Genomic DNA, 26,199 nt, shown 5'->3' with positions numbered 1-26,199 from the left:
TTGTCATATAGAGCTTTTTTATTTATATATAAAAAATAAACACTAAATTTATCTTATAAAGTAAAAACTCAATTCAAATTAAGTTTTACCTTATAAATAATTATATAATAGCTTTACCAGGTATTATTAATTTTTGTCCTGGTTTTATAACATCCGGATTATCAATTTCATTAATTAATACTAAATTATCTACTGTAGTATAATATCTTTTTGCTATCTTCCAAAGAGTATCTCCTTGTTGTACTACATATATTGTTATGCTAGATTTTTTTTCAGGAACTTCTTCTTCCATTGGCTCCACATTTACTAAAAATTCTTTGTGTGATGTATAATTAACTCTTGAATATACTTCTATTAAAGCTTTTATAGCTACAGTATTAGCTTCTATATTAGCTTCTATATCTTCTAATACTACCTTTGTCATGCATTGCATATCTATTTTAGTTCCTGGTATGTCTACAGCACAACTAAAAGGCATATCTTCTTTTAAAGTATAAATATACTTCTCATCCTCTGTAGTTTTATACATAACTTCTGCATTTAAAACTCCTTCTACAACTACCTTATCTTCTACTATTTTTTTGTCTGTTATATATGCCTTCCCTTCTGTCATTATTATCTCTCTTATACTAGGCATATCAGATGTTATTTCTATATTTTCTTTGACTATGCATTCATTTTTAGAATGGCCTTGCATAACATTTAATTCATAATCTTCTTTATTCATATTTAACATCATATTAGGTGAATACATGTCTTCTATAAGTTCTATTTCTTTTTTATACATAACCCTTGTATTAGATTTAACAAGTGCTTCTACATCTATAATTCTACTTTCTCCTAAATCATCTTCTTTAGGTTCTGTATTTATTCCATCTACAGTAAAATCCGTATAACTTTCCATGAAAGAATTTACTCCCTCTAATTCTACTTCCTTATCTATAAATATATCATCCACTATATAGCAAATATCTCTATTTTCCTTAGCCCTATATATTAATTCTATTTTAGCAAAAGCCTCTACACTTACTTTATCATCTAATACAGTTATTTTCTTTTTATGAATATTTAAATTAGTCTTTAATATACTTCCTACCTCTGGTTTATCAGCTCCTATTTTTATACTAGTTTTAACCAAAAGCTCTCCTGTAGCTGTACCTGCTATTTTATCAATAGAAATTGGGTTCCTAAGCATTTGTATATCCTGCAGTGCATCTAAATCTTTTATTATTTCAAAATTATATTTTTTATAAACTGCTCCCTTTAATCTAACTATGCCTTCTATAGATATTTTTCTTTCGTTAACTATTTTACAATACATATCCTCAACAAAACATTCAGCTTCGCATAACATATCTTTTTCTGTTCCAGTTATCTGCATATCATTTGAAAACTTGCTACTATATCTAGTATTGTATAAAACCCCTCTCTCTTCTTCTTTTGCAAGATATAATATGTTATAGTCTATATATCCTTCCATATAAAGTTTATCTTGCATGACTTCCTTACTTGTTATATAAGGTTTAGCATCTAACATAAGTACTTCATAAACATCTGGATGAGTATCTGGAATAACATATTCCCCCTTTATAGGGGTATTAACAAAATTTTCTCCAAGTAATTGTTCACATTCTATATTTTCTTTAAGTAAATTCAAGTCCATTTAACTTATCCCTCCCATAAAGCCTACTAATAATTTATATAATAGTTTTAGGGGAATTATGCATATAAAAAAAAAATTGGTACTTATTAAGTACCAATCCATTTATAATACAAAATCTAATTGAACTGTCTTTGTTAATACATCCGAATAACTATATGTCACTTTCCTTTGGGTGTCGTCTTCTAATCTTATAACAAAAATACTTGGGTAAGTTTCTTCTAGTACACCTTCATTAACAAATGTTTTTCTTCTTCCACCATTTGCTTTTAAAGTTACCCTTTCACCAACATGGCTTTCTATGTCTCTTTTTATGTTAGCGATGACATTTCTTCTTTCCATATTTAACACCCTCTTTCTACATTTTACATTATACATTAAAATATAGAAAATGTCAAATCAACTTTATATTTTACCAATTTATTATAAGGTTTGTCAATATTATTTTTCATATAAATATTTCGATTTTTTTAAAAATTTCTTGTTATTCTTAATATTACCTTAAAATTATATATATATTCAAAATTTAATAAAGCTCTATACATATTCTGACTTAGGAAACCCTTCTCTATATTTCCCTCTAGTTTGCAATCCACCGATTCCTTTTATACCTGTTATTGTATTTTCTAAAGCGTCCTCTATAGATACTATATTACTTATGTTTGTATAGGCTATTTTTTCACATAAAAATACTGGGTCTAAGCAATGTATTAAAACCCTTCCTGGGGAACTAGCATAATTAGCACCTGCATCTAATATAGCTTCATAACAAGATTGACAAGCCCCAGCGAATATAATTAAATCATCATAACTTCTTTCATAATCTCTTAAAACCCCTACAGTCTTAACAAAATATTTAGAGTTTCTATAGTTATTTATATCTGTATAATTTTCCGTTTCTTTTAATACAGCATCATGGCCTGTTATGACTACGATATCAGGTTTGTATAACTTAACTAAATTTAATACCTTATTAGGTTGTTCCTTTTCTAAAACGGTCTCTCCAACCACATCTAACTGCAATTGCTTGTATACCTTAAGACATGTATCTAAGTATTCTGAATCTCCATCTACATGAAGAATTTTACCTGGCCTCCCAAAATACAATTCTTTGGTTTTTATATTTTTATTTGTTCTATACATTTTCTCTATCTTACTTTTCTTATTTAAGTGCTTTCCCTTAGCCTCCCCTCTAAATTTTCTATCATCTAATATTTTTTTTATAGAGTCATTGACTTTACTAGTAAACACTTCTTCTTTCTTAGTCATAGTAGCTACTGATACTTCTTCTAAATCTTCGTATGGCGAATCTGCTATTATTCTTACATTTACACCTTTTAAAGTATATATTTCCCTGTCTTCTTCTTGCTTTATATCTATTATTTTAAATGTTATGTCTTTTTTATAAGATTTTCTTACAACTATATCTCCTATTTCCATATAATTTAGCTCCACCTTAATAAATCAATCACTCTATATACTATGATGCTTATAATAAATTTGTTAACAAAACTATTTAAGGCATATAAAACTATATAAGCTTCATATGCCTTAATATATTCATTATTCTTTTTGTGAATATATTTTTTTAAATTCTTCAATAAAATTAATATATTTATCTTTTTCAGAAATCAATTCCTCCATCTTCTTATTAAAAGTATTTGATGGCCAAGTAACTTCATTGTAATAATATCTGTTGCTTAATCTCCAAAATCTCTGTGGAAATAATAAAAATGCAAATAAGGTTCTATACTCTTCCTGTTTTAATGGATTTATAGCTGTGTAAGAATTTAATATAAGTTCTGCATATTCTATGTTCCAATCTACTCTTTTTAAAACCTTTATCATAAAATTAGAAATATCGTAAGTTTTTATTTCTCTTTTACAATAATCAAAATCTATAACATTAATATCATTATTTTTATCTATTATTATATTATGATAAGTATAATCATGATGACAAAAGCTTTTTTCTTCCTCAGTTTTTTTGCATATTTCCATATAAGCAGAATCCTCTAAAACTTTCATAGATCTCTTACCTAATTCCTTGTAAAATTCTATGTTTTTTATATAACTTAGATCAAAATCCGTTTTATTGTTATTCTTCCTTATCATTTCTCTCATTTTATCCAAAGATCTAACTCTTTTTTTCATTAAATTTGGCCATCTACCTAAATCTGTTTTCAGCTTACTATTCTCTGGAGGTTCATATCCTTTTGATGCTATATGAAGATAAGCTAATGCCCTAGCTGCTAATATGAGATCTTCTTTGTCTCTAAAATTACATTCTCTCCCTTCTATCCATTCTGACAAAGTATATATATCTTCGTTTACCAGTGCATAGGGTTCCTCATTTAGATTTAAAAAATAATTGTCCACATAGTTAAATCCATTCTTCATAAGATGTTCTTTAGCACCAGAAACAAATAATAATTTTTGTACCCCATAATTAATTTTTTTTAAACATCTATCTCCTTCATTAGTTTTTAAATGATATACTCCTCTATGAGGTTTAAGTTTTTCAATTTTAATATTAAACTGTCTTTCAATTTCAAATTCTCTCATCATAGTTAACCACCTCTATTAAAACTATATGTGTATTATTATAGTTTTAGAAGTAATTTAACACTTTTCCCTTTAAATTAATATAATGAATTATGATGAATTAAGAAAGGAAAATTTTTATGCGCATAGGTATTGATGGAAGACCTGCTTATTGGTATAGAGGCACTGGAATAGGCACTTACACTTACCAATTAATCAATTCTCTAAATAAAATAGATAAGAAAAATGATTATTTAATTTTTAATCCTGAATTTTCAAATTCTCCTTTAAAATTAAACAATAATTTTAATATAAAAAATATAAATGCTCATTCTCCAAAAAATTTTTGGAATGAAGTAAACCTACCTGCAATATTAAAAAACAATAGCATGGACATTTATCACGTACCTCAAAATGGGGTAGGACTTCCTAAAAATAAAAATTGTAAATTTATAATAACATTACATGATGTAATTCCTTATAGAATGCCGGAAACCGTAAGCGATAGATATTTAAAAATATTTTCAGAAGAAATACCTAAAATAGTTTCTTCTTCTGATGGTATAATAACAGTTTCTGATTTTTCAAAAAAAGATATAATGAAATCTTTTAACTATCCTGAAGACAAAATTTTTGTAACTCATTTAGCTAGTGAAGATATATATATGCCATTAAATAAAGATTTTTGTAGAAATATATTAAAAATGAAATATAACATAAATAAAAATTTTATTTTATATGTTGGTGGATTTAGTCCTAGAAAAAATATATTAGGACTAATTGATGCATTTTATAATCTTATAAACATATATAAGAAAGATATCTGTTTAATTATAGTAGGGAGAAAAGGTAAAATATACGAAAAATATATAGAAAGAGTTCGGGAATTAAATATAGAAAATAAAGTATTTTTTCCTGGATTTATATCCGTTAAAGATTTACCTTATTTTTATAATTGTGCTGAACTATTTGTATATCCATCCTTTTATGAAGGTTTTGGATTGCCACCTATAGAAGCTATGGCTTGTGGCACTCCAGTAATAACATCTAATGTAACATCTATACCAGAAATAACAAAAGATGCAGCAATGCTAATAAATCCCTATGATACTGATAGTATATGTAAAGCTATGTATACTGCATTATCTAATGAAAACATGAGAAACATATTAATAAAACGAGGTTTAAATAGAACCTCTCAACTTACTTGGAATAATTGTGCTAAAAACACTTTATTAGCCTACAAAAAAATACTATACTCTAATTAGACTCCAGCCCCCCTTAACTGGAGTCTTAAATAATTTTCGGGTTATAAAATTTGAATTATATTTTACAAATTAAAAATATTATATAAATAATCTATATATTATATTGTATAAAAATTTATTTAATATTAAATAAAACACTATCAAATTTTATTTAGTAAAATAATTTTGATAGTGTTTATATATTTAAATTAATATTTTATAAATCATATTATAATAGATTATCTCTAAAATCTTTTAAAAATTCCTTTCTATCTTCCTTATAGTTACATTTCTTTATTAGCCTGTTTAGAAATACCTCATCATCCCAATCTTTTCGTTTTGTATAATAATTTTTAGATATATCATAAAAGTCATAGGGAAAACTTAACAAACCATATAATACTTCTAATTCTTTATCCGTTATGCTATATACGTCAGAATAGCTATTTAAGATAATATTTGCCTTGCTAATATCAAAGCCAAAATTTTTTATAACCTTTGTTATAAAATTACACAAATCATTAACTTTTAAATCTAAAATAGCATAATCAAAATCTATAAAATAAGCCTTATCTTCTTTAATCAATATATTATGATAAGCTAAATCATGATGACAAATAGATATTTTGTCATTTTCTTTACATATATCATAATAATGACTATTCTCTAATATATTTATACTTTTACTTATCTCATCTATATAATAATCTATTTCGGATAAGAATAAATTATCAAATTCATTCTTATTTTTATGGATATTAGCCATTTTTTTAAAAAAATTCATCTCCTCTTTTTGTATCTTAAATTTTTCTATAGATTTGCCATTTAAAACCCTTTTATTAAAGTTTGTTGTAAAGCCTTTTGATGCTTTATGCATTTTGGCTAAAGCTGCAGAGGAAATCTTTAAGTCTAAAGGATTACTAAATTGACATTCTCGTCCATCAATTAAATCCATTAAACAATACATTTCACCTTTATATATAGTATATATATCTCCTTGTATGTTCTTTTCAAATTCCATTATTCTTCCAAATTGAATTTTTATATAATCTATTATTTCTTCTATAAATTTTAATTCTTCTAGAGTATAATCAACTTTTTTTAATATTTTTTTACCTTTGTTTGTATCTATAATATAAACATTTCTAATAGGATAAATATCCTTTACAATAAAATCATATTGATCAAATAAATCTAAGGATAAATTATATTTTTTAAGATAACTTTTATTTAGCTTATCCATTTCATCACTCCTTTAAAAAAAGCTATTAGAATCCAATTTCATAGCCTTATTAAATCTATCCATATAGTGTTTTTCTTTATTTAAATCCTTTTCTTTCATATATTTTGTACAACACTTTATTATGGAGTAAGGATAAGATAACATATATAAAATAAATTTATAGCTTTCATCATTCAAGCTTTCAAATTCACAAAAATTTTTACATAATTTTTCTATATTTAAAGATGAGTTTTTTTTATTTACTTTATATAGTAATTCTATACAATCCATTTCTACCATATTATAACTACATTTACTAATATCTATAACTTCTATTTCTTTATTATATCTAATATTATTAAAATACGTTTTACCCAAACATATTTCCTTTCTCTCCATACTTCTCCATACCAAATTAATATATCCATTTTCATATATGTTTTCTATAACCTTCTCAGCCCTATTTATATAATTAGGCATATAATCTAAAATTAATTTTTCTAAATCCGTATTATTACTTTTTTTATCTTTTAAATTTCTAACATACTTATTTATTTTTTTTAAATCCAGTTTATATTTCTCAATTATAATGCCTGTTTTATTTTTTATCCCACCTCTTATATAACTTTTATTCCCTAGTGTATTTTTATGAAAAAAACTAATCACTTCTAATTGTTCTGTTACCAATTCCTCTGATAAATTATTTAACTGTCTATGATCATCTTTAAAGTCTTCTATTATATTTATATCCTTACTTTTTAAATAATGAGAAATATCAGTTATTTTTTTTAATGAATCCATTTCATATATTGCACCTCCTTTAGTACCTATTTATATTTTTTTCTTATCTTCTTTAAGACTTCTTTCTCTTCATCTTTAAGTTTATTTATTTTTTTCTTTTTTTTCTTTATTTCTTTTAATTTTTTAACAGATTCTTTTAGTTCCTGTAATTCTTCTTCATATTTATCTAATTCACTCATATTTTCTTTTATATTTTCATAATATTTTTTATTACGAGACATAACTATATCTCTCCTTAAATATTAATTTTTCTAAATTTTTCTATAAACTCTTGTCTTTCTTCTCTATCTGCATAATATCTATTTAGCTTACTAAAAAAGAACTCCTCACTCCAAGGTTGCTTTTCCCAGTAATACTGTATACCTATTTGCCAATAATCCTGTGGAAATTCCATAAAAGCGGCCATTATAAGTATATATTCTTTATCTATATAAGATTCTTCGCTGTAAGAATTCAAAATAAGTTCTGCTGATTTTAAATCCCATTTACCATTTTTCATAACTCTAATAAGTATACTGGCTAAATCATGTAATTTAGTATCTAACATACAATAATCAAAATCTATTATATATATTTGATTTTCACTATCTATAAGTATGTTATGATTAGCATAATCATGATGGCAAAAACATCTATCCTCAATTTGTTTTAACATTACATTTAGATAGTTTGTTTCACATAAATTCTTTATTGACCTATCTGCTCTTTCAATCTCATCCTCTAATATGCTTATATAAAAATTATCAAATTCACTTTTTTTATTTTTATTTAATATCCTTTTTTTGAAATCTAGTATTTCATCTTTTCTTGTTTGAAACGTCTTGGGCCATTTAAACCATCCGATTCTAGGTTTCATATATTCTGTTATATAAAAATTCTTACTCTTTTCATGTAACTGGCCCAATTTATTGGCAGCCATCATAACTTCTACCGGATTAGAATAATTACATTGTCTTGAGTCATCTATCCATTCTGTTATATATCCGTAAAAATCTCCTATTTTTATATAATCTAAACCCTTATTATTAGGAATAATTTCTGGAATTTTGCTAAAATTATTACATTGTAAATGTTTCATGCAACTTATTATAAATAAAAAATGATTGAATTCATATTTTATTATTTTAAAAGCATATGCTTTATTAGAATCACTAATTATCTTATATACATTTTTTATTTTTTCTATAGAATTAATATTTATATCATAATTATTTTCCACTATGTTTATGATTTCTGATTTATCCAAAATAATGCCTCCATTATTTTATTAATCTATATGTATTATATGAAAATATTGTACTTTGGTGATAACTGGAACATTTTTTAGGAAAGATTAATATTATATATAACAGTAAAGCTATACTTTATGTTGACATATATAATAAATGCTTTTAATGAGGTGGTTATAAAAATGAATATTTCCATAGATGGTAGGGGTATAAATTGGTATAAGGGTACTGGTATAGGAACATATACAAAAAAAATATTAACAAATATGATAGCAGAAACTCACGAAGATTCATTCAATATATATTGGTCAGGGGATGACTATCTTAAATTTAAAAAACATAATACTAATATTATACTAACCTCTAAAAAACATAGTAGATTTTTTGAGCAAACCTATATTCCATATAACCTTAACAGCACTAAATCTGATATATATCATATACCACAAAATGGTATAGGTATTTCTGAAAATATAAATTGTAAAATTATAGTAACTATTCATGATTTAATTCCTTATATAATGCCAGAAACTGTTGGAAAAGGTTATTTAAATAAATTTCTGAAAGAAATGCCTAAAATAATTGAACTATCTGATAAAATAATAACCGTATCTGAATGGTCAAAAAAAGATATATTGAAATTCTTTCCTATGAGGGAAGATAAAGTTGAAGTTATCCCACTAGCAGCAGATTCCAAATACAAGCCCTTAAATAAATTGTATTGTAAAGACATACTTAAAAGAAAATATGGAATAAACTTACCTTTTATTTTATATTTAGGTGGCTTTAGTTCTAGAAAAAATGTTACATCTATAATAAAGGCTTTTGAAAGGATATATGACAAATTACCACAAGAACACGCTTTAGTTATAGTGGGTTCTAAAAAAGATGAAGGTGAAAAATTATATGAATTTAGTCGTAAACTTAAAATAAGCTCTAATATAATCTTCACAGATTTCGTAGAAGAACAGGATCTACCTATATTTTATAATGGGTGTAGTGTATTTATTTATCCCTCATTATATGAAGGTTTTGGACTTCCACCACTTGAGGCTATGAGTTGTGGTTGTGCAGTTATAGCTTCTAACATTACCTCTATTCCGGAAGTTACTTCCGATTGTTGTATTAATATAGATCCTTTAGATATTGATGATATATCAAACTCAATAGAAAATATATTAAAAAATCCAGACTTAAAAGATAGATTAAGTAAAAAAGCTTTTGAAAGATCTATGCTTTTTTCTTGGAATAAAACCGCACGAAATACCTTAAATGTATATAACAGCGTTTTAAAATAACATAAAAAAGAGCCAAAATTTTTTCTTAAATTTTGGCTCTTAAATACTTTTTTAATATAAATATATAATTACTAGTCAATAAAATTATATATTTATATTACTTTATATATCTTATTTTTATTTTGTTATACTATTAATAAAAATTTTTATACTTTTTAGCTCTTTTTCTATATCATTAGTATTTAATAACTCTTTCTTAAAATCTATCATAACTTTTTGTACATAATTGTAGTTCTTGGTATAATTTATATTTGGAGTTTTACTTGCTATATCAACAAAAATTCTCCAAATTTTTTCCTCATTAAAATAGTTTACATTTTCAGAAAATTTAGCATACTCATAAGTTGGTTTATAGGATGGAAATTGTCCATAATTTAAAAATCCTTTATTTAAACTATACTTATTTAATGTTATATTTTTTATCAGTTCCATTGATAATTTATCTTTAGATTCCTTGCAAGATTTTATTGCAACAATAGAAGTTCCTCCTGTAATTGCAGAATTTTTACCTCCTACTTCAAAGGATGGTAATTTCATTATTTCCCATTTACCACTTTCTTTCTTTCTTTCACTTATCAAATAATTAGATAGCTCTGAATTATATGGAATACATACTACATTATTATTATTGACAAATGATTTAAAATCTCCCTTGTTATCAAAATCTATATTAGCTGATTCTATTCTCTTTAAAATATTAAAAGTATCTATATAATTAGGTTGATCTATTTGTAACTTATTATCTTTATCAAAATAGTAAATTCCTTTTTCATTTAATAAAACTTCAAGCATACTGTTGTCTCTTTTGTTAAATGATATCATTTTTACTTTTCCATTGCTTTTTTTATATATTTCCTCACCAATTTTTATAAAATCATCCCATGTTTTTATGTCTTTACTATTTATATTATACTTTTCTAATAACTCTTTTCTATAATATAATGCTACAGGCTCTACTGTATAGGGAACAGCAATAAAGTTATCATATAGCTTAACTAACTCTCTTTTGCAAGGAATAAAATCCTTTATGGTATTTTTCATAAGGTCATTTAATATAATTACATCTTTATAGTATCTTGCTCCAAACTCTTTTGTATCCTTATCATCTAAACATATTATATTAGGATAAGAATTTTTATCTTTTATTTTTGAAAATTCATCTATCATATTCTCCTTATTTTTATTATAAAACTCCACTTCTACATTAGGATATTTTTCTTTAAAGTCTTTAACACCTTCATTCATGGCTTGATTATGTTTAACATCTCCCCATATAACTAATTTATCTTTTGTAAAATTTTTAGTATTATTATATCTACCTAAAATAACTAATATTACAGGTATTATCAATATTACAATAATACCTATATAAATAAGTTTCTTTTTCTTCATTTTAACCTCCCTTAAAGGCCTTATATTAATATTTTTAACATATATACTATAACTATAATATATTATAATATAATTATGTTCAACTTAATGAAGCTTAAATAATAAGTTTTACAAATCCTTATGGAGTAAATAAAAAGGTATCCCATTAAAATGAAATACCTTAATTTATATAAAATTAATTTATTTTTAGCCCTTTGACATTTCATAATTTCCTTTTTCATGAAAATCTTCTTTCCAAGCTTTTTCTGCTAAAGGATCAAAATCCTTTGCCAATTTGTCTAATTTACTTTTAAATACTTCATCATGGAGCATCATTTCTGCCCCTTTATCTGTTGGTTTAGCCCCTGTTTTACTTGCTATTTCCCTTATAACTTTAGGATTATCTATCATCATGCATGGTTTTAATAGATTATCATTGTATGGCTGTCTATCTCTTAACTCCTTAAAGAAAGGCGCTTTAAATACATCTATTAATTTCTTATTTTTTAAATTATCTGTAGCAAAATGAGCGAATATGCATGGCTCTACATCTTCATGTGAATTTATATGACAATAATATTTTCCAGCTATGCAACCACCAACATATGGAGCATCATTAAAGAAATCTATAGCAAAATATGGTTTCTCATTCCTTATTTTCCTGACTTTCTTACCTAAATATATTCTTTGTTCTGGTGTTAACATTAAATTAAAATCTGGATCCTCACCTACTGGCATAAATATGAAATACCAGCTCATTTTAGCACCTTTTTCTATTAACATATTAATAAACTCATCTGAAATGACTGTATCTATGTTATTTCTTCCCGTAGCTGTAGAAACTCCAAACAATACGCCTCTTTCTCTTAGTAGATCCATTCCATGCATAACTTGTTTAAATACACCTTTTCCTCTTCTAGCATCTGTCTCTTTTTCAAAACCTTCTAATGAAAACATTGGTATTATGTTCCCTAACTTTTGAACTCTATCTGCTAATTCTTCATTAAACAAAGTTCCATTTGTAAAAGGTGTAAAAATACAATCATTGTATTTCTCATAAATATCTAACATATATTCATTAAAAAAAGGTTCTCCACCTAATACTATAAAATAATATATTCCGATTTCTCTAGCTTCTTCAATTATTCTATCTACTTCTTCATAAGGGATATCATCTTCTTTACTATAATTTGCAGCATAGCAACCTGTACATCTTAAATTACATCTCATAGACGGGCTTATTAATATTACGAAAGGTGTTTTTATTTCATCTTCTTTAAAAAGTTTTTCTCTCTTTGGCATTCCATACCAAACAGCATTTGCAAAAAAATTTGTAAAAAATTTTTGCATACAGTTTTTATCTGTGGTTTTAAATAAATTTTGTACAAATTCATGGGTAGATGGATTATTATAGTACTCATCCTCTACAACTTTTAATCTTTTTAAATTATCCTCATCTTTAGCTATGGTTTTTTCTATTAATGTAAATAATCTGTCTACATTTTTTTCGGGGTTTGTACTAAGTAAACCTGCTGCAGTCTTTACCATTTTGTCTTTAGCAGATTTTTGCAATAATTTTATGACTTTCATATGAGCTCCCTCCCGATAAAATAAAATTATTTTTAACCTTAACTATAATTTATCACGAATTATGATTACTTATAACCATTATATTACCAATTGACTAATTGTCAATAATTTAATTTTATGTTTTACAAAGTATTCACAAACATATTTAATACTATCCTATTCATTATATTCAAAAAAAATAACTTAGTGATTTAAAATCACTAAGTTATTTAAAATAATAACCTTTACAAATTATTTATCATACTAGCCAGATATCCTGCTCCAAAACCATTATCAATGTTAACAACACTTACACCACTTGCACAACTATTTAACATAGACAATAGGGCCGAAAGTCCTTGAAAGTTAGCACCATACCCTATACTAGTAGGTACTGCAATTACTGGCTTATCTACAAGACCGCCTACAACACTAGCCAAAGCCCCTTCCATTCCTGCTGCTACCACAACAACTCTAGCACCTCTTATTAATTCTAATTTATCAAATAGTCTATGAATCCCAGCTACACCTACATCATAAATTCTTTCAACTTTATTTCCAAATAGCTCTGCTGTAACTGCTGCTTCTTCAGAAACAGGTATATCAGAAGTTCCTGCTGTAACCACAGCTATGTATCCATCTTTAGATTTTACTTCTCTTTTTTTAATAACTATAGTTCTAGCTAATTCATTATATTCAGCCTCTGGACATATTTTTTTTACTTCTTCATAGGCTTCTTTTGTAGCTCTTGTACCTAATACATTATTCTCTTTTGTAAGCATAAATTCTATTATGCCCTTTATTTGATCTACGGTTTTTCCTGCGCAATATATAACCTCAGGATATCCTACTCTCATTTCTCTGTGATTATCTATTTTAGCATATCCTAAATCCTTAAAAGGAAGATCCTTTAATATATTTACCCCCTCTTCTAATGAAATTTTATCATTTTTAATATCTAGAATTAATTTTTTAATATCTTCTGTATTCATTTTATCACCTCTTTTAAAGCTATTTCATATTTATTTCAGCATTTAAACTTCCCATTTTATATCCCTCTATATCTACAGTAACATATTTAAATCCCAACTCTTTAAGTTCTTTTGATACTTTATCTAAAATCCTCTCATTAAACAACTTCATTCTTTCCTTTTGAGGGACTTCTATTCTAGCTAAATTCCCATGACTTCTTACTCTTACTGCTCTAAATCCTAGTTTCATCATATATACTTCTGCTTTTTCTATTCTAACTAAATCCTCTTTTTTTATTTCTTGATTATAAGGGATTCTAGATAAAAGGCATGCATAAGCAGGTTTATCCCAAGTGTCTAGTTGTAACTCTTTAGACAAAATTCTTATTTCCTCTTTATTAATAGCATTTTCTAAAAGAGGGCTTTTTACTTCTAATTCCTTTAAAGCTCTCATTCCTGGCCTATAGTCTTTAGTATCATCTGCATTGGTTCCATCTACTATATATTTAATTCCTTTTTCTTTCGCCAAACATTTTATTTTATTAAATACACTTTTTTTACATATATAACACCTATCTTCTGGATTAAATCTTATTTCTTCAAGCATTGGTACTTCTATAAAATATGATTTTATTCCTATCTTATTTACTAATTCTTTAGCTTCTTTTATTTCCCACTTTGGTATATAAGGTGATACTATAGTAATAGAAATAGCATTATCTCCTAAAGCTTCTTTTGCTGCTTTCAATAATAATGTACTATCCACTCCACCAGAAAAAGCCACTGCCACACTCTTTAAATCTTTTAGATAGTTAATAAGATTATTATACTTGTCATTTATGTTCATAATATTACTCCTTATGTTTATTAACTGCCTCATAAACTTCTTTTATAGATATGTTGTTTTCTAATGCAATTTTTTTACAATCCTCATATTCTGGTTTGCTATTTAATACCTGACCTTTTAAATAGGATTTTTTTACGGAAACCTCTCCATATATAGTGTTTACTTTTTCTACTTTTCTCTTTAGCATAGACTTTTCTACAGAGTATTTTCTTATTCCTAAGGTAGTAGTTTCTCTAAACATAATTTCTTTCATAATATTTTCTAATTTATTTTCACATAAAACCGTTAATTTAGCAGCTGGTCTAGTTTTTTTCATTATTATTGGTGTAATATAAGCATCTGATGCTCCTTCATGAAGTAGCTTGTTAATTACATATTCATAAATCTCAGAATTCATATCATCTATATTGCATTCTAATATTAAAGCTTCTTCTTGTTCAATATCATTCCCTTCTTGTTCTTTATTTTCTGCTAAAAAAATTCTTAATACATTAGGTATATCTGATAAATCTTTTCCACCTATACCATATCCAACTTTTTCAATATGAAAATTTTTATTTTGTGTAAATTTATATACTGTAGAAGCTATTATAGCCGCTCCTGTAGGAGTGGTTGCTTCAAAAGGTATTTCTTCTGAAGATACCATTGGTATATCTTTTAATATCTCTGCCGTAGCCGGTGCTGGAACTGGCATTGTTCCATGGGCGCATTTTACAAATCCAGATCCTACTTGAATCTTTGAACACAATACTTTATCTACTTTTAAATAATCTAAACATATAGCAGCACCAACTATATCTACTATGGAATCTGTTGCACCAACTTCATGAAAATGAACTTCTTCTAAAGGTTTATTATGCACCTTTCCTTCAGCTTTTGCTACCTCTAAAAATATATCCTTGCTAATCTTTTTAACATTATTATTTAGCTCACTATTATCTATTATTTTATTTATATTTATCAAATTTCTGTGATTATGATCATGATCATGCTTATGAACATGTTCATGCTTATGGTTATGTTCATGTTCATGACTATGTCCATACTCATGGCTGTGTTCATGTTCATGATTATGATCATACAAATTTTTTAATATAACATCAACTTTTGTTCCTGATATGCCTTTTCTAGCGTCCTTATTTATTTTAATTTCAAATTCATCATTAATATTAAGCTTAGCTAATTCTTTTAATAGATACTCCTTATCTACACCTAAATCTATTAAAGCCCCTAAATTCATATCCCCACTTATTCCTGAAAAACAATCATAATACAATATTCTTCTCATATTTCATTCTCCTTATTTTATATTCATTATATAAAGTATAATATCAATTTATATTATTCACAATAATTGTCTAAATATATAATTAATTTTAACATATATTAAATAATTTTTTAACAATATACTGTATTTAATTATTTGAATTAACAAAAATTATATATTAGTTAGATACTTAACATGTAATTTTTACACTAAAAATGTTATTACTTAAAAATTTTTTTCAAATATACATAATAAATATAAGTAAAAAAATATACAATTATATCTGAAACTACATATAATCTTTTAAAAATATAAAAAATAGTATGGATATTAATTTTTTAATATCCATACTATTTTTTATATATATTTTTTTAAGCTTTCATTTTCCTTTAGCTCTTGTACTAAATGCTTAATTTCTTGATCTTTATATTTGTCCATTATAAGTAATACATCTCCACCATCTACTATAACTAAATCTTTTATACCAAATCCTATAACTAATTTATCTTTTGCAATTACAGAACAATTTTCACTTTCCTTTAAATAACTATTCCCACATATACTATTATTTCTACAGCTATTTAAAAATCTACTAAGAGCAGTGAAGCTTCCCATATCATCCCATTTAAAATTACTTTTTATAACATATGCTTTTCTGGTCTTTTGCATAATACCAAAATCTACAGAAATTCCTTCTATTACTTCATATTCTTCTCTAATTACTTTTTGTTCTTTATCTGTATCTATATTAGTATATATTCTCATCATGCTTTTATATATTTTAGGTAAATATTTTTCCATTTCCCTTAAATAAACGTCTGCTCTCCAGATAAACATTCCACTATTCCATAAATATTCTTCACTAGATACTAAATCTCTTGCTATTTCTAAATTAGGCTTTTCTAAGAATCTTTCTACTTTATAAGTAAAGCTTTGGCTATTGACCTTATCACCCATTTTTATATATCCGTATCCGGTTTCTGGTCTTAAAGGCTTTATACCTATAGTTACTAATCCCCTTCTTTTTTCTACTATATCTACCCCTTGTTTTATCACATCAGTAAATTCTTTTTCATTTTCTATATAATGATCCGAAGGTAACACTATCATAGATGCATCTTTATCTTTTTTTAAAAGTTTTACCGCTGAGAGACCTATACAGGTAGCAGTTTCTCTATTATAGGGTTCTGCAAATATATTTTCCTTTTTTATTTCTGGTAATTCTTCGTATATTTTGTCCATATATTCTTCATTAGTTACTATATATATATTATCATTATTTACTAATGGTTTTATTCTATCTACGGTCGCCCTTAAAAAACTTTTATTATTTATTAACTTTAAAAACTGCTTTGGGTTTTCTGATCGTGATAATGGGTATAGCCTTGTTCCTTTTCCACCTGCAAGTATTAATGCATATAACACAGAATCCTCTCCCAATAATGCTATATTCATATATTATGTATAAAATATAGCATTGGTGAAAAAAGATTATATATATTTAAACTACTAACAAATTATTTTTTAATATTTCTTTAGGATCATCTTTATATAACCCACTTTCCATTAAGAATTTATGGAGTTTTTCAATTTCCACTTCTGGATTTCTATAAAATTTACTACCTCTTATTTTATAAAAAGCCCATCCTAATCTAGTTAAATCCATTTCCAAATCCAAAACTTTTTCTACATTGTTATTTTCATATAAATTTCCATCATCACATATTATGGCTATTCTATTATGTTTACCTTCTAGTATAAAATCTATAATATACTTTCCTAATTTAATATTTGATTTTATATCACCCTTTAAATTCCTAATATTGTTATATATATCCTTCTGAAATTTAGTTTGCATAACATAATTTATATTGGGTAATTTGCTTTTATAATTTTTATAATTATTGCAATAATCTATTAACTTATATCTTACACAATTATTATTTATATTTTTGTAATCTATGGAGTAAAAAAGAAATATTTGATTTCTAGCTCTGCTTACTGCTACATTAAATCTTTTTATATCTGTTTCCTTTGTCAATGCAGTATATTTCATATTATCTCCAACTACCATAGATAAAAATATTATATCCCTTTCATCGCCTTGAAAAGAATAGGCATCTCCGCAAATTAATTTTCTTCTTTTTATTTCTTCTTTACTTAAATTATTTCTTAATAAATTTTCTATAAATTCACTCTGAGCATCTCCTAATAACGATATAACTCCCATTGTCATTCCATTATATTTGCTATCTCTACAACATTCTAGTAATTTATTTACTAGTGCTTCCGCCTCATTAATATTTATTTGCTTACTTTTTTCTCTATATCCATCTTCAACTTTTATACATTTAATAGGTGAATTAAACGCCTCTCTTATTTTTGGATATCTAAGAGGTACTATTAAGTCTCCATAACAAAGTTTATTACTAAACTGAACTATTTCTGGCACACATCTAAAATGCTCCTTAAGCATTATTCTATCTTTAAAAGTTCTAAGAGCTGTATCATATAAGCTTGTCTGCAAATCAAACCATTGATTATGAGGTATACCATCAAGATATTTGTCAATAAAATTATTTATCATACCTTGATCCATTCCCACTACTTCTGGACTAATCTGTTTGTCATCTCCAACTATTATTGCCTTCTTAGCTCTCATTAGTGCAGATATTGCAAATATATTACTTTGACTACTTTCATCAAATATTACTACATCAAACTGATTTTTAGATGGTTTTATATTCTCTATTACCTTTTCTAAAGGCATAATCCAAACTGGAATTATAGACTTACATTTTTCCATTTCTTCTTTTGCTATATTGCTATACTGTAATACAAACTTCCCCCTTCCCTTTCCAATTCGTTTAACAGCTTGTACCCATGAAAATAGGCTTCTTTTTTGCTCTTCATTAATATTTAATATTATATTCTTCCATGCTTTTTTGCTAATTATTTGATTTATTATTTGCTTTTCCTTATTTTTTTCTTCTATTAATTGCCCTTGCAGTTTCTTTTCATCTATCTTTTCTAATTTTTCAAATAAATTATTATATTGTGCCCATTTCCATGCATTTTCCCAATTATTAAATTTATAATTCTCTTTATAATTTTCCAATATAAATTCTAATGTTCTAGGACAACTTTCTTCCAGCTTTTTATACACATAATTTATTTCATCTATATCGGATTTCATTGACATAATTTTTTCTATATAACTATAAGCTTCTTTTATATAATCTATATTTTCTTTATCTATACCCTTTATTATAGAATTTAAACTTTCAAAATTTCTAACCTGTTTTTTTATTATTTCCATAAAAGCTTTTAAATCATTATACTCATTTATTGCTTTTATACATTCTATACACTGTATAAAATATTCATATGTGTTTATTTCATACCAATTTATATTAATAGGTATTCTTATTCGTCCTAACAGTTTTATTATTTTATCTCTGTATTCTCTATTCCAATTCATTATAGTATCTATATTATTACTTATGTGCTCTATTGAAATTAAATTATCTATATTATAATTAAAATCCTCTTGTATATAACTATTTATTATATTTTCCCATAACCTATTTAAAAAATTATATATATTTTTTTCTTCTATATAGTCATTTATAATATTTAATTGCTCTATGCTTTTTATATTTTCTCCATTTATATAACAATTTTTAAAAATATAATCATATTTGCTATTAAAAACTTTAAATATTTTGCTAACTTTCTTTTTTCCCCTAATTTTTGAATATACTCTTTTATAATCCTTTATAAAAACATCCATATCTTTTATTTCTTTTATCTCTATAGAATATTGGTTTATATTTCTTCTTATTTCTATTAATTTCTCTTTAGAACTATTTAAATTAAGTAAAAAATTATTTATTGAATCTCTAAAAATTTCGCTTGAATAATATAGTTTAAACATTTTTCCTAGGATAGGTTCTTGTATTATACTCTTCATTTTTTCAAGGCAATTGTATAAAAAATCTAACAAAATATCATAATTGCATTTACATTCTGCAGGTATATACCATCCCTTTATTTTATTTTTATAGAAATTTAAATTACTTTCTAAATATATCATTCTATCTAACTTATTTTCTACTTCCTTATATGATGGAATCTTATTACATATAAAAATCAACTCATTAATATTCTCTATATATTCTTTCCCGTTGTTTTTTAATACTGATATTAATTTATTAAATTGTTCTTCATTAACAGGTTTTATATCTTCATACCTTATATTATCTTTTATCCAGCCATATTTATATTGGTTTTCATTTAACCATGATCCTATATGAATTAATTTATAATAGTTTCCTTTGCAATGTATTTTTTTATTTTCCATAAATTCAATTTCTTTTAATTTATTATATAGAACCTGCTGATTTTTCTTACATTCCTTTCTTTCATTATTTAAAATATATATATCATCTATTATCTCACTTGGATTTTTGCATAAATTATCAGATATATTTTTAATACATTGTTCTAATTCATACTCTCCATTACTATCATCTAATAAATTTACGCATAAGGGTTTTATATCTTCAGGTATTTTATTTATTAATACTCTTAATGCCCTACTGGTTTCACTAGTAACCAATACCTTTTTACCATGAGCTAAAAAATGGCATATAAGATTTGCTATAGTATGACTTTTTCCTGTCCCTGGCGGTCCTTGAACTAATATAGCTTCATTTTCACAAATTTTCTTTGCTATGGAAATTTGCTCCTCATTAGCCTCTAAAGGAAATAATATATCATCTTTACATTCCTTCCATTGATTTTTATGAATACAATCATCTTCTATTTCCTTTTCCTCTACTAAAGCTTCAATAGTTTTAGGTATATCATAGCCATTATCTATTTCTTCTACCATTGATTCAATTTCTTTACTCCATAAACTATTATCCCTTTTTCTTATTATAAGTATAGGACAATTATATATAATAGGTTTTTCTGTTAGTTGTACTCTATTTAAATCCCCTATGTCTTTAAATACTATTTCCGAATCATCATTTAATAATAATTGTATTTTATTTTTTATATTATCATAATCCATTATATCTATTTTTTCTTTTTCCAAACTATTTTTTTGAGACATTATTTTTTTAAACAAATTTTTATTTAAAAAATCACAAATCTCTATTTCTAATTTTATTTTACTAGGAATTTTTAAACTTAATATATTTTCCTTATCTATAAAATCTACTTTAACCTTTGAAGTTATCATAGGATGAATTATATTTTTATTTGTTTTCAATCCTAATATAGCTTGTCCTAATATTATTTCATTTTCATTCTCTCCATCTAGGTATTGTTTATAAATCTCATCATATATTTTCCCAGCTTCCCTGGATATTTTTATATTTACATTATCCTCCTTATCTCTACTTACATTACAATAATTATTTTTAAGTATATCTTTTTTAGTATATAGGGCTTCATATGTTCTAACATCACTTGAGCATTTATTCATTTTCTTTATTCTCAAAAGATAATAAAATATATTTTTTATCTTCTCTGAACACTTCATATGTACACCTCCACTAATTTAAAAGAATAATATATTAACTTTTATGTTAAATTATACCATTTATTATTGGTATATTCAAAAAAATCGTAGTACAAATTACTATTAAAAATTCTTTAATTTTGTTGTTTCCTTTAAGCTTTTAACCATTTTGATAAAATAAAAAAAGATGTGCTATTTATCTACACATCTTTTTTATAAAATATATTAATAACTATCTATTTTTTACATGAATCTCTTTCTACTATTTTGTGCTGCAATACATAATCATCCTTCTCTAATTCTTCTTTGTTTATTATTTTTATAAGCATTCTCATTCCCACAGAACCCATATCATACATTGGCTGACCTACAGTTGTTAATTTAGGATAAAAAACATTAGAGGAATATATGTTGTTAAAGCCCATAACATCTATATTATCTGGAACTTTTATATTTTTATCCCTTAATGCATTTATTGCTCCCATAGCTATTTCATCATCAGCACAGAAAATAGCATCTACTTTTTCCTTTTCTATTATTTTATTTATCCCCTCATAACCATCTCTAACTTTCATGCCTCCTAAATAAACCAAGTTTTTATTTTCTTTAATATTATTTTTTCTTAATGCTAATTTATATCCTTCATATCTTAAAGCAGCTGCATTTGCCATATCTTCATGCAATCCTATGTAAGCTATATTATTATTACCTTTATTAATTAAATATTCTGTAGCATCTAAAGATGCTTTTAAATTATCTATAGTTACACTTGGTAGCTTTTCTTCACTATCTTTTGTTTCTACTAAAACCACTGGCAATTGTAAACTTTTAATTAGTTCTAATATATTTTTTTCTAAAGAATTACTCATATATAAAACACCATCTGCCATTTTTTCTCTTAAAACTCTTAGGTATTCCATTTCTTTTTCTGGATCTAAATCTGTATTACACAGCATTATATTGTAATCATATATGTTAGCTACATCTTCAGCTCCCCTTACTATTTCTGGATAAAATTGATTTGATATATCTGGTATTATTATGCCTATAGTTTTAGATTTTTGTGTTTTTAGACTTCTAGCCACTATATTAGGTCTATATCCTAATTTGTCTATTGCATCTAATACCTTCTTTTTAGTATCTTCATTTACAACATCTATATTATTTAATACTCTTGAAACAGTAGCTATAGAAACCTGTGCCTCTTTAGCTACATCTTTAATGGAAATCGCCATTTAAATCACTCCCTATTATTTATTGAAATCTAACATATTTATCTCTATGAAATTTCCTCTTGTTTAGTAGTTTTCCCTTATTATACTTATTATAATAAAAAATGTGCATAGAATAAACAATTTTTATTCTATGCACAAAATTATATGTGCTATTTAACAACTTCCATTGCTATATTGTAATCTTCTCCGTTTATTTTACATTCAATATAATCTCTATTTTCATCATAACTAACTTTTACTGATAAAGTTTCTGCTTTTATTTCATCTTCATATTTTTTAACTATAGCATTTAAAGTATTGTTTCCTGATACATATAAATTAATTTTATCTGCTACTTCAAAGCCACTTTCTTTTCTCATATTTTGAACTTTACTAAGTATTTCTCTTAAGAAACCTTCTTCTTTTAATTCTTCTGTAATATGTGTATCTAATACTACGCCTATTTCTCCTTCGCCAGCAAAAGCAAATCCCTCTAGTCCTTGCATTGTTACAAGTAAATTTTCTGCTGTAAGTTCTATTTGATCTTCAAAACCTTCAACATTTATGAATACGGATTTACCATTGTTTATACTTTGAGCTAATTCCATTTGATTCATAGCACTTATTTCTTTTCTGATAGCAGGTATAAATCTTCCATATTTTTTACCTAGTACAGGTAAATTAGGCTTTATTTCAAAGTTAACATAGTTAGAAAGATCTGCTCCAGATAAAATTTCTTTTGTATTAAGTTCTTCTCTTATTATATCCTCATAGTATTCTGGAAGCTCTCTTGTACTAACTAACATTTTTTGAAGAGGCTGTCTGTTCTTTATATTTACTGAATTTCTAGCACTACGTCCTAACTTAACTATTTTATAAGCTAAGTCCATTTTTTCTTCTAAGTCTTTATCCATAGTACTCTCATTGTAAGATGGCCATTTACATAAATGAATACTTTCTTTTGCATCTTTATTTAAATTTACAACTAAATTTTGATACATTTCTTCTGTAACAAATGGTACAAATGGTGCTGCTACTTTTATTACTGTAGTTAAAACTCTATATAATGTTGTATATGCTCCAATTTTATCATCTGTAAGTTCTGTACTCCAAAATCTTGATCTATTACGTCTTACATACCAATTTGAAAGTTCATCTACAAATTCTTCAAGTTCCAATGCAGCTTGAGTTATTCTATAATTATCTAAATGTTCTTCTACATTCTTAATTAAAGAATTAAGTTTAGATAATATCCATTTATCCATTACATGCTCTGATTTAAATTCCTTATATTCTAATGGATTAAAATTGTCTAGATCTGCATATAAAACATAGAATGAATATACGTTCCATAATGTACTTAAGAATTTCCTTTGAGTTTCTTTTACATCTTCTTCTGAAAATCTTGTTGGTAACCATGGTGCACTAGCTGTGTAAAAATGCCATCTTGTAGCATCTGCTCCTTCATTTTCTAATACATCAAATGGCTCAACTACATTTCCTTTTGATTTTGACATTTTAACTCCATGTTTATCTAGTACGTGGCCTAAAACTATACAGTTTTCATAAGAGCTCTTTCCAAATAATGCTGTAGATATAGCAAGTAATGTATAAAACCATCCCCTAGTTTGGTCTACAGCTTCTGATATAAATTGAGCTGGAAATGTATTTTCAAATACTTCTTTATTTTCAAATGGATAATGATGTTGTGCAAAAGGCATAGAACCTGAATCAAACCAACAGTCTATAACTTCATTTGTTCTAGTCATTTCCTTTCCACAGTGTGGACAATTTAATTTAACTGCATCTATATATGGCTTATGAAGCTCTATATTCTCTGGAACATTTATTCCTTTTTCTTTTAATTCTTTTATGCTTCCTATACATTCTCTGTGACCACATTCACATTCCCATATTGGAAGAGGTGTACCCCAATATCTATCTCTAGAAATACCCCAATCTATTACATTCTCTACGAATTTTCCAAATCTACCTGTTCTTATATTGTCTGGATACCAATGTATAGTATTATTATTTTTCACTAAATCATCTCTTAAAGATGTCATTCTCACAAACCAACTATCCTTTGGATAATATAAGAGTGGCGTATTACATCTCCAACAATGTGGATAAGAATGTGTGAATTTTTCTGATTTATAAAGCATACCATTTTCTTTTAAGTATTCTAATATTTTAGGATCAGCTTTTTTTACAAACATTCCTTTCCAAGGCTCTACTAAATCTACAAATTTACCTTCACTATCAACTAAGTTTATTAAAGGTAAATCGTATTTTTTACCCGTTTTACTATCGTCATCTCCATATGCTGGAGCTGTATGAACTATTCCAGTACCATCTGTAAGAGTTACATAATCCGCATGTACTACATAAAAAGCTTTCTTTTCAGGAACTTCAAATTTAAATAGTTGTTCATATTCAACTCCTACTATTTCTTCCCCTTTAAATTCCTTAACTATCTCATATTCGCCTTCTAATACTTTTTCTAAAAGTTCTTTAGCTAGTATATAGTACTCTCCATTACTTAATATTTCTACATAGTCATAGGATTTATTTATTGCTAAAGCTACATTACTTGGTAATGTCCAAGGAGTTGTAGTCCAAGCAAGAAAATATTTATTTTCTTCTCCTTTAATTCTAAATTTTACAAAAGCTGTTGCCTCTTTTACATCCTTATATCCTTGAGCAACTTCGTGAGAAGATAATGCAGTTCCACATCTTGGACAATATGGTGTTACTCTATGACCCTTATATAAAAGTTCTTTTTTCCACATTTGTTTTAATGCCCACCATACAGATTCTATATAGTTATTATCATAAGTTATATATGGATTATCCATATCCACCCAGAATCCTAATTTTTCAGACATTTGTTTCCAAAGACTTGTATATTTAAATACGCTATCTTTACATTCTGTAACAAATTTTTCTATACCGTATTCCTCTATTTGTGGTTTACCTGAGATACCTAATTTTTTTTCTATTTCAAGTTCTACTGGAAGACCATGTGTGTCCCACCCAGCTTTTCTTAAAACCTTATATCCTTTCATAACCTTATATCTTGGAATAAGGTCTTTCATTACTCTTGTAAGAACGTGTCCTACGTGTGGCTTTCCATTAGCTGTTGGTGGTCCATCATAAAATGTGAAATGTTCCCCATCTTCATTTAAATTAAAACTTTTTTCTATTACGCCTTTATTTTCCCAAAAATTAGCTATATCTTTTTCTCTTTGTACAAAACTTTTATTGGAGTCTATTTTCTTGTACATAACCTTTTTCTCCTTTCTATTCTATAAATAATACTTTTTTATATTAAACAAAAAAACTTCATCCATAATAGGACGAAGTTACATTCGCTATACCACCTATAAAACTTTAAATAATTTTCAAGTACAATATAATCTTAAA

19 protein-coding genes and 1 other annotated feature (1 of these 20 only partly in view) are annotated in these 26,199 nt (G+C 25.9%); of the genes, 2 read left to right on the top strand and 17 right to left on the bottom strand.

Annotation, left to right across the window (positions count from 1 at the left end; genetic code table 11):
• Nucleotides 1-100: 100 nt before the first annotated feature.
• The 4 genes from ACYUDJ_RS03665 to ACYUDJ_RS03650 form a co-directional block, all read right to left on the bottom strand.
• Nucleotides 101-1,663 (bottom strand): DUF3794 and LysM peptidoglycan-binding domain-containing protein, encoded by a 1,563-nt coding sequence (locus ACYUDJ_RS03665; RefSeq protein ID WP_003487924.1) that lies wholly within the window; start codon nt 1,661-1,663, stop codon nt 101-103.
• A gap of 102 nt (nt 1,664-1,765) precedes the next feature.
• A complete protein-coding gene (locus tag ACYUDJ_RS03660) occupies nt 1,766-2,002 on the bottom strand; it encodes a Veg family protein (RefSeq protein ID WP_003491830.1) in 237 nt (78 codons plus the stop codon).
• A 195-nt stretch (nt 2,003-2,197) separates the two neighbouring features.
• Entirely contained in the window at nt 2,198-3,100 is a 903-nt protein-coding gene (yabG, locus tag ACYUDJ_RS03655; protein ID WP_003487928.1) for a sporulation peptidase YabG, read from the bottom strand.
• Nucleotides 3,101-3,223: 123 nt separating this feature from the next.
• Complete coding sequence (locus ACYUDJ_RS03650; RefSeq protein ID WP_003487930.1) at nt 3,224-4,228, bottom strand: CotS family spore coat protein; 1,005 nt, start codon at nt 4,226-4,228, stop codon at nt 3,224-3,226.
• 116 nt (nt 4,229-4,344) lie between these two features.
• Here ACYUDJ_RS03650 and ACYUDJ_RS03645 point away from each other — a divergent pair, with 116 nt between their 5' ends.
• On the top strand, nt 4,345-5,472 hold the full coding sequence (locus tag ACYUDJ_RS03645) for a glycosyltransferase family 4 protein (protein ID WP_003487932.1): 1,128 nt from the start codon (nt 4,345-4,347) through the stop codon (nt 5,470-5,472).
• Nucleotides 5,473-5,680: 208 nt separating this feature from the next.
• Here the strand turns inward: ACYUDJ_RS03645 and ACYUDJ_RS03640 are convergent, their stop codons facing one another.
• The 4 genes from ACYUDJ_RS03640 to ACYUDJ_RS03625 are packed head-to-tail and all read right to left on the bottom strand — an operon-like array spanning nt 5,681 to nt 8,720.
• Complete coding sequence (locus ACYUDJ_RS03640) at nt 5,681-6,694, bottom strand: CotS family spore coat protein (RefSeq protein WP_003487933.1); 1,014 nt, start codon at nt 6,692-6,694, stop codon at nt 5,681-5,683.
• A 12-nt stretch (nt 6,695-6,706) separates the two neighbouring features.
• Nucleotides 6,707-7,474 (bottom strand): hypothetical protein, encoded by a 768-nt coding sequence (locus ACYUDJ_RS03635; RefSeq protein ID WP_003487935.1) that lies wholly within the window; start codon nt 7,472-7,474, stop codon nt 6,707-6,709.
• Nucleotides 7,475-7,500: 26 nt separating this feature from the next.
• Nucleotides 7,501-7,695 carry a hypothetical protein gene (locus tag ACYUDJ_RS03630; RefSeq protein ID WP_003487937.1) on the bottom strand — a complete coding sequence of 65 codons (195 nt, stop codon included), beginning with the start codon at nt 7,693-7,695 and terminating at the stop codon, nt 7,501-7,503.
• A gap of 14 nt (nt 7,696-7,709) precedes the next feature.
• A complete protein-coding gene (locus ACYUDJ_RS03625) occupies nt 7,710-8,720 on the bottom strand; it encodes a CotS family spore coat protein (RefSeq protein ID WP_042385960.1) in 1,011 nt (336 codons plus the stop codon).
• 165 nt (nt 8,721-8,885) lie between these two features.
• Here ACYUDJ_RS03625 and ACYUDJ_RS03620 point away from each other — a divergent pair, with 165 nt between their 5' ends.
• On the top strand, nt 8,886-10,001 hold the full coding sequence (locus ACYUDJ_RS03620) for a glycosyltransferase family 4 protein (protein ID WP_042385962.1): 1,116 nt from the start codon (nt 8,886-8,888) through the stop codon (nt 9,999-10,001).
• Nucleotides 10,002-10,118: 117 nt separating this feature from the next.
• Here ACYUDJ_RS03620 and ACYUDJ_RS03615 read toward each other — a convergent pair whose 3' ends face one another.
• The 9 genes from ACYUDJ_RS03615 to ileS all read right to left on the bottom strand — a co-directional run bounded on the left by ACYUDJ_RS03615 (nt 10,119) and on the right by ileS (nt 26,060).
• A complete protein-coding gene (locus tag ACYUDJ_RS03615) occupies nt 10,119-11,393 on the bottom strand; it encodes an ABC transporter substrate-binding protein (RefSeq protein WP_003487943.1) in 1,275 nt (424 codons plus the stop codon).
• A 186-nt stretch (nt 11,394-11,579) separates the two neighbouring features.
• On the bottom strand, nt 11,580-12,962 hold the full coding sequence (locus tag ACYUDJ_RS03610) for a radical SAM protein (protein WP_003487946.1): 1,383 nt from the start codon (nt 12,960-12,962) through the stop codon (nt 11,580-11,582).
• Nucleotides 12,963-13,186: 224 nt separating this feature from the next.
• Nucleotides 13,187-13,933 carry a nickel pincer cofactor biosynthesis protein LarB gene (gene larB, locus ACYUDJ_RS03605; RefSeq protein WP_003487948.1) on the bottom strand — a complete coding sequence of 249 codons (747 nt, stop codon included), beginning with the start codon at nt 13,931-13,933 and terminating at the stop codon, nt 13,187-13,189.
• A 19-nt stretch (nt 13,934-13,952) separates the two neighbouring features.
• A complete protein-coding gene (larE, locus tag ACYUDJ_RS03600) occupies nt 13,953-14,759 on the bottom strand; it encodes an ATP-dependent sacrificial sulfur transferase LarE (RefSeq protein ID WP_042385964.1) in 807 nt (268 codons plus the stop codon).
• A 4-nt stretch (nt 14,760-14,763) separates the two neighbouring features.
• The gene (gene larC, locus ACYUDJ_RS03595; RefSeq protein ID WP_003487951.1) at nt 14,764-16,047 is read right to left on the bottom strand and encodes a nickel pincer cofactor biosynthesis protein LarC; all 1,284 of its coding nucleotides are present in this window, start codon (nt 16,045-16,047) and stop codon (nt 14,764-14,766) included.
• A 336-nt stretch (nt 16,048-16,383) separates the two neighbouring features.
• Nucleotides 16,384-17,451, bottom strand: a complete 1,068-nt coding sequence (locus ACYUDJ_RS03590) for a mannose-1-phosphate guanylyltransferase (RefSeq protein WP_042385966.1) — start codon at nt 17,449-17,451, stop codon at nt 16,384-16,386.
• A 76-nt stretch (nt 17,452-17,527) separates the two neighbouring features.
• Nucleotides 17,528-21,580 carry an AAA domain-containing protein gene (locus ACYUDJ_RS03585; RefSeq protein WP_460289524.1) on the bottom strand — a complete coding sequence of 1,351 codons (4,053 nt, stop codon included), beginning with the start codon at nt 21,578-21,580 and terminating at the stop codon, nt 17,528-17,530.
• A gap of 215 nt (nt 21,581-21,795) precedes the next feature.
• Nucleotides 21,796-22,794 carry a LacI family DNA-binding transcriptional regulator gene (locus ACYUDJ_RS03580; protein ID WP_043030907.1) on the bottom strand — a complete coding sequence of 333 codons (999 nt, stop codon included), beginning with the start codon at nt 22,792-22,794 and terminating at the stop codon, nt 21,796-21,798.
• A 149-nt stretch (nt 22,795-22,943) separates the two neighbouring features.
• Nucleotides 22,944-26,060, bottom strand: coding sequence for an isoleucine--tRNA ligase (ileS, locus tag ACYUDJ_RS03575; RefSeq protein WP_003487958.1), 3,117 nt, complete (start codon nt 26,058-26,060; stop codon nt 22,944-22,946).
• A 65-nt stretch (nt 26,061-26,125) separates the two neighbouring features.
• Nucleotides 26,126-26,199: a binding site (T-box leader), on the bottom strand (it continues 170 nt past the right edge of the window).

The sequence above is a fragment of the Clostridium sp. CTA-6 genome (genome assembly GCF_054768115.1).
This window is presented reverse-complemented; position numbering and strand designations above follow the sequence as displayed.